The following is a 6,779-nucleotide window of genomic DNA, read 5'->3' as shown; positions in this document are numbered from 1 at the left end:
GGCACGACCGGAGCCGCCGCCCGTCGCCGCGCCGCCGGCCGCCGCGCGGCCCCTCGCCGCGCCGGCGGCCGAGGCTTCCGCGGCTTCCGCGGGCCGGGGGGTACGCGGCAGGCAGGTGGCGACGGTGACCGTACGGGCGGCCTCGGCCAGGTGGGAGGGCGCGGGGGTGAACCGCAGGGTCAGGGCCTCGTGGTCCACGGCGACTCCGGCCGCCGCCAGGCGTGCCGCCACGTCGAAGAGGTGGTGCACCGACCGGTCGGGGGCGGAGTCCAGCGCGACGGCCAGGTGCTCCCGGCCCGCCAGGGTCTCGCTGATCCAGTTCGTGCACAGCTGCTTGGGCCCGTGCTCCACGAACACCCGGACCCCGTCCGCGTACGCCTGCCGCACCGCACCGGCGAAGTCCACCGTGCCGGTCGCCTGCGCGGTCAGCGCTCGCGCGATGCCGTCGTCCGTCGGGTACTGCCAGCCGCCGGTGGCGCAGTCGTAGAAGCGCACGCCCGGCAGCGCGGTGGTCTGGCGGTGGTGGAACTTCCGCCAGCGGTCGGCGACCTCGGCGACCTCTGGCGCGTGGATGGCGATGTCGTACTCCAGCCGGAACGCGTAGTCCGGCCGCACAGCGGCCAGGACCCGCTCGCAGGCACTCTCCTCGCCGCCGACGGTGCAGCAGCTCGGGCTGTTGACGGCCGTCAGGTGCACCGCCGGTTCGCCGGCGAGCACCTCGGCCACCTTCGCCGGATCCGCGCCCACCAGGTGCGCCGCCCAGCGGCTGCCGGGCACACCGGACCTGCGCCAGGCGGCGCGTACGGCGTCGCAGGGACCGGTCAGCAGCCCGTTGAACAGCGGGTCGGCGACGGCGTCCGCGACCAGGGGGCGCAGTTGCCGCCAGTAGTCCAGCGAGATCAGCGCGCTCGCCGCGCCCGAGGAGTAGCCGATGACGCTGTGCGGGCGCAGCCCGAGGGTGTCCCGGCTGACCGAGGTGTGCAGCCGGCTGAGCATGGACGACGCCCAGATGCGCTGCATGGCCGTCGGCTCCTCACCGGCCGCGGGCTGTTCGTACAGCCACTGCACCAGGTGGTCCAGCGGGCCGCAGCGCTCGGCGAGCGTGTGCAGCACCTCCGGGCAGGCCTGCGCCAGAGCACGGCCCATCCCGTGGTACGTCGCCGCCCCGCCCGTGTACACGAACGCCACCGTGCCCTGCTCGAGCGGGCGCGCGCCGTGGTGCACACCGGCGGGACGCGGCCCGCCGCTCCGCAGCCAGCGCACCGCGGCCTCGGTCCGTTCACGCAGTTCGGTCGTGCCACGGGCCTGCACCACCAGGCGGGCGGGACCGCGGGGGTCCTCCTGGTAGGAGCGGGCGGCGGCGGTCACGGAGGCGCTGTCGGCGCCGGAGTACACATGCAGGCGCGGCGGCGGTTCGGTGAGGTGGGCCCGGGGTGCCCCCGGACCGGCCCGCAGGCGCAGGCGGTCGGTGACGACGGAGTCGGCGGGCCGCACGACCACCTCGGCGGCGCGTTCGCCCAGCCATGGCGCGGCGGGCCCGGGGGGCCGCGGCAGCAGCGCCCGGCTGAGGGCGGCCACGGCCAGTGCCACCGAGACCATGCCGTGCGCGCAGTCCGCGTGGCCGAGCAGCGCGGCGGTGTCCACCGTGGTGACGGACTCCTCCTGGGTGGCCGGCACATCGCCGACCAGCAGCCGGGGCGCCGGTTCGTCGGGTCCGGCCGGCGCGGCGGGGAGGACGGCCAGTACCCGGTCCCCGTCCCGCTCGGCGAGGCCGGCCCGCTTGACGGCGATCACGACCGCCGCGTCGACCGGGTTCTCCGGCCGGCCGAGGGCGGCCAGCGCGGCCCGGTGCACGTCCTCGTCCGCGGTGGCGACCGCGCCCACGACGGCCGCGTCGCTCTCACCCGCGCGGATCGCGCGCACCGCCAGCCGCAGCGCGGCGAGTCCGGACGTCTCCCGTTCGGACAGGGCGAAGCCGGGCCCGGTGAGGTCCAGGGCGACGTTGATCTGATTGGCGACGGCGGCGCCCATGTGACGGACGACGGCGTTCGCGGTGAGGGGCTCGCTCGACGGCTCCGGTGCACCGTCGCGGGCGCCCTGCCGGACGGTGGGCGGCGGGCGCCAGCGGGTCTGGAAGCGGGCCGAGTCGGGAGTGCTCTCGGTGCCCACCACGACCATGGTCCGCTCCCCGGGCAGCCGCACCCCCGCCACCGCCTCCTGGCACGCGGCCATCAGCATCGGCTGCTGCGGGTGGGCGTCCGCGAAGTCGGCCGGAGGGAAGTGCAGGCCGTCCAGGGCGAGCCGGACGTGGTCGGTGGCGCCCGTGGTCCGCGGGCCGCCGGTGACGTCACGCACGAAGTCCGCCACACACGTGCCGCTCCCCACCCGCACGCCCAGCCCGACGACGACCACGTCCTCGCCGTGGCCGTCCCGCTCCGGGCCCCCGGCCGTGCCGGTCGCCGGCGCCAGGTCCGCAGGGAGGTCCGGCATGTCCGCCCGCCGGCCGGACGCGGCGGACGGTGCGCCGGCCTCGCCCGCCGGTGCGAGCGGGGGCAGGGGCGGCCGGGGCGGCGGCACGGCGGCCGGTGGGCGGACGGTGCCCTGCGTCCCGTCGGGCCCGGCCTCGACGACGAGGTGGGCGTTGCTGCCGCCGAACCCGAAGGCGCTGAGCCCGGCGACCCTGCGCCCCGTCCACTCCTCCGCCCGTCGCGGCAGCCGGAACGGGCCGGACGCGAGCGCCGGCACCGGTTCCTCGATCCCCGTCACCGGGGGGATCACCGCCGCCCGCAGCGCCGCCACCAGTTTCAGCAGACCCACCGCGCCCGACGCGGACAGGGTGTGGCCGAAGTTGGCCTTGGCCGCACCGATCGGCAGGTGACGTGCGTCCGCGAACACCCGGGCGCTACTGCGCAGTTCCACGGTGTCGCCCAGGGGCGTGCCGGTGGCGTGGCACTCCAGCAGTCCGACGTCCGAGGGGGCCAGCCCGGCCTGCCGGTACGCCTCGCGGATGGCGCGTTCCTGGGCGTCCTCGTCGGGGGCGAGGAGCCCGCCGCGTCGGCCGTTGTTCGTCCAGGCGATGCCGCGCACGACCGCCAGCACCGGTACGTCCCGTGCCAGCGCCTCGGACAGGCGCATCAGGGCCACGAAGGCCGCGCCCTCGGCCGGGACGAGTCCGTCGGCGCGCCGGTCCAGGGGGAGGCTGCGTCCCTGGGGGCTCAGTGCGCCGAGTGCCGTGAAGCCCATGTGGATGAAGAGGTTGTCGGCTCCGCTGACGCCGCCCGCCACCATGACGTCGGCCGTGCCGTCGTGGAGGCGGTCGCACGCGATCTTCAGGGCGTAGAGCGAGGAGGCGCAGGCGCCGTCGAGGGTCAGAGTGCCGGCGCCGAGCCCGAGCAGGCGCCCGGCGAGGACCGCCGGGTGGCCGAAGGAGAACCGGTTGAGCGGGTCGGCCGAGGAGTCCCGCCCGTTCGGCGGGAAGGCGCGGCCGGTGCGCCATTGCCGCAGCGCCGAACGGGCCAGCGAGAAGGTGGGGTAGGTGAGGTTGCCCATCACCAGCCCGGTCCTGGTGCTGTGGCGGGCGTCGGGCACGGTGTCCAGTGCCGCGCCCACCGCGTGCAGCGTCCACCGGAACACCGGGTCGAGGCGGGCGGCGTCCACCGCGTTCCAGCCCAGGTCGCGCGGCCGGAAGACGGAGTCGAAATCCCGCACGTGGCCGCCCACGTCGCTGCACGTGCGGTCGGGGCACGAGGGCCGCGTCGAGCGCACGGCTGCCGGGTCGACGCCCCAGCGGTCCGCGGGTACGGGGGCCAGTGCCGTCCTGCCGGTGACGACGGTGTCCCAGAGCGCGCCAGGGTCCAGCGCGCCGGGCAGCACGCACCCGTGGCCGACCAGGGCGATGGGGGGAAAGGTCATGTGGGGTCCTTGGTCCGAAGGCGGAGACGAGGAGGGGACGAGACGACGAGAACGCGGAGCGGGCGAGAAGGCGGGCAGGGCAGAAGGCGCCCAGGCAGAGGGCGAGCGGGCGGAAGCCGGGAGGAGGGGCCCGGAGGAGGGGCCGTGGTGAGGGCCGGTGGGGGCCGGTGGGGGCCGCGGGGGCAGCCCCCACCGGTGGCCGGGACGCGGAGGGTCGGGAGCACGTCCCGGCGGAGGAGCGGTCAGCTGGGCCGTACGACCAGGTGAATGCCGTACAGCGCCGCCCGCACGCCGCCGTCCTCGTCGAGCAGCAGCGCGTCGCAGACCGCGTCGAGCGCGTCGGCGGACCGCGGGGTGACCCGGCACGTCACGGGGGCGTGCCCGGCGGGTCCAGGCCGGTGGAACTCGCACCGTTCCACGGCCATGGGCAGGGTGGCCCTGCCGGTCACGTGCTCCCCCCACACCACCGCCAGTTGCATGGCGCCGTCGACGAGGGCCGGATCGGTGCGCCACCGGCGGTTCTCCGGCCACCCCATCAGGCGCAGACCGCGCACCGTGCCGTACGCCCCGCTGCTGTCGCACCCCCGCAGGTCCTCGACGACCCGGAAGAGCGGGCCGTGGAAGTGCGCCTCCCCTCCGTACTGCAAGGAGGGGCAGGGAGCCGGGAGCGGGTCCGTGCCCCGTGCGGCGGCCCGCGGTACCGCGGCCGGTGGCCGCAGCGGCGCCACCGCCGTGAACCGGGCCCGCCCGCCGGCCCGCAGCTCCAGCCGGTGGCCGTCCGCGGCGGAGCCGTCCGCCGCGTGGACGGTCAGCCACTCGTCGTACGGGAACCGCTCCAGGGCGACGGTGCCCCGGACCCGTACGTCGTGCAGCGCGAACGGCCGGTCGCCGCCCGCTCCCACGGGCACGGCACGGGCCAGCCACTCCACGGCGGTGGCCACGGGGAGCACCACGCGTCCGGCGATGGCGTGGTCGGCCAGCTCCGGATGGCTCTCGCCGCCCGCGCGTACGGCCCCCCGGGCCACCGGTGCGGTGGCCGCGCCGGCACCGGTGCGCCAGGACGTCAGGCCGGCCGTGTCCGGGACCAGCAGGATCCTGGGCGGGCCCGTCCCCGTGGTCAGCTCCTCGGCGAAGGCCGCCGCACCGGCCTCCGGAGCGATCAGGGCGGTGCCCTGCCGTTCGAAGTGCTCCTGGAGCTCGGGGGTGACCATGCCACCGCGCCAGGCCCCCCAGGCGAGCGAGACGACGCGGGCCTGGGGCCGCCGCCCGGCCAGGACCACGGCGAGGTGGTCCAGGACGGCGTTGGCCGCCGCGTAGTCGGCCTGGCCCGGGTTCCCCGCCGCCGCGCTGACGGAGGAGAAGAGGCAGATGGCGTCGAGCGGGTCGTCGGCCGTCGCCTCCAGCAGGCTCCGCAGGCTGTCGATCTTCGTGGAGAAGACCGCCTCGACCTGTTCGGGCGTTTTCCCGGCGAGGGGCTTGTCGGCGATCACCCCGGCCGCGTGCACCAGACCGGTGACCGGTCCCCACACCGTGCGGGCCTCCTTCAGGCAGGCCCGCACGGCCGCGGAGTCCCGCGCGTCCACGGCGGCGTAGCGCACGCTCGCCCCGGCCCGCTCCAGCCCGCGCACGGTGTCGCGGACCTCGCGGGCCGCCAGGTACCGCCGGGCTGCCGCGCGCACCTCCGCCGGGGCCCGGATGGTGCCGTCGGCCCGGTCCCGGTCCATCAGGGCGCGGGTCATCGAGGCGACGTCGGTGGCCCGGGCCGCCTCGGGCGGTTCCTCGGTGAGCGGGGTGCGGCCCAGCAGCAGCAGACGCAGCCCCGGTGTCCGGCCGGCCAGCGCCAGCAGACAGTCGGCGGTGATGCCGCGACCGCCTCCGGTGACGACGAGGAAGGAGCCGGGGCCCACTCGTGACGGGACGTCGGCCGCCGCGGCCGGCGCGCTCTCGTAGCCGTGCACGTAGCGGGTGCCGTCCTCGGCGAGCGCCACGTCGGGATCGCCGCCACCGGTGAGCAGTTCCTCCGCCAGCGAGCGGGCCACCTCGGCGGGCGGCCGGTCGCCGCGTTGGCAGTCGACGGCCTTGACGACGGCGTGCGGCCATTCCCGGGCGGCCGTGCGGGCCAGGGCGGCCGCGCCGTTCAGATAGGCCCGTTCGCCTTGGCGGCCGGTCGAGCCGAAGTCACCGCCGGCGTCGTGCACGACGACGACGGACCCGCCCGCCGTACCGGACATCCGGCCGGCGAGTTCCCGCAGCGACCCCACCAGTTCCTGGTGGAGCGGGCCGGAGCCGTCGCTCGGGGTGTCGTACGCGCGCAGGGCTTGCAGGAGGACGACGCATCCGGCGTCCGGGGCCGTGCCCGCGCCGGGCACCCGCGTGACGACTTCCGCGGTGACGCCGCGGGCGCCGAGCTCGGCGGCCAGCGCGGCGGCCACCCCGCCCCCGTCGTCGGTGATGAGTACCCGCGTGTGCAGGTGGGGCAGGGCGAGGCCGGGCGGATCCGCCTGCCGGACGGCCGGGACGAGACGCAGCAGCCGGGGTGGGGCGGGCCCGCCGGCCTGGCCCTCTAAGGACATCTCGCCCCCGGTCGCGGCCTCGGCGTCGGCCTCGCCCAGGCGCTCGATGATGTCGCCCAGCGTGCGCAGGGCGGCGACATCGGAGACCTCCACCTCCGCCAGCCGGGGCAGCCGCTTGCGCAGGGCGGCGAGAATCTGCACGCGCTTGATCGAGTCGATTCCCAGGTCGGCCTCCAGGGCCATGTCGGGCGTGAGGATGTCCTCCGGATAACCCGTCAGGTCCGCGATCACCGTGCGCAGCACGTCGGCGAGGTCCTCGCCCGAACCTCCGGCGCCGGCGCAGGCGTCGGCGAC

2 protein-coding genes are annotated in these 6,779 nt (G+C 76.9%); both read right to left on the bottom strand.

Translation table 11 applies throughout. The annotated features are described in order from the left end of the window. The coding region (locus ABD347_RS26745; RefSeq protein WP_344365964.1) for a beta-ketoacyl synthase N-terminal-like domain-containing protein at nt 1-3,912 on the bottom strand (3,912 nt) is incomplete at its 3' end. Nucleotides 3,913-4,154: 242 nt separating this feature from the next. Then, nucleotides 4,155-6,779, bottom strand: a 2,625-nt coding sequence (locus ABD347_RS26740) for an SDR family NAD(P)-dependent oxidoreductase (protein WP_344365961.1), incomplete at its 5' end; no start/stop codon positions are given.

Origin of the sequence: Streptomyces gobitricini, from assembly GCF_039532985.1 — a bacterium.
GTDB classification, from domain to species: Bacteria; Actinomycetota; Actinomycetes; order Streptomycetales; family Streptomycetaceae; genus Streptomyces; species Streptomyces gobitricini.
Note: the sequence above shows the minus strand (reverse complement) of the source record. Positions and strands in the feature narration are given on the sequence as shown.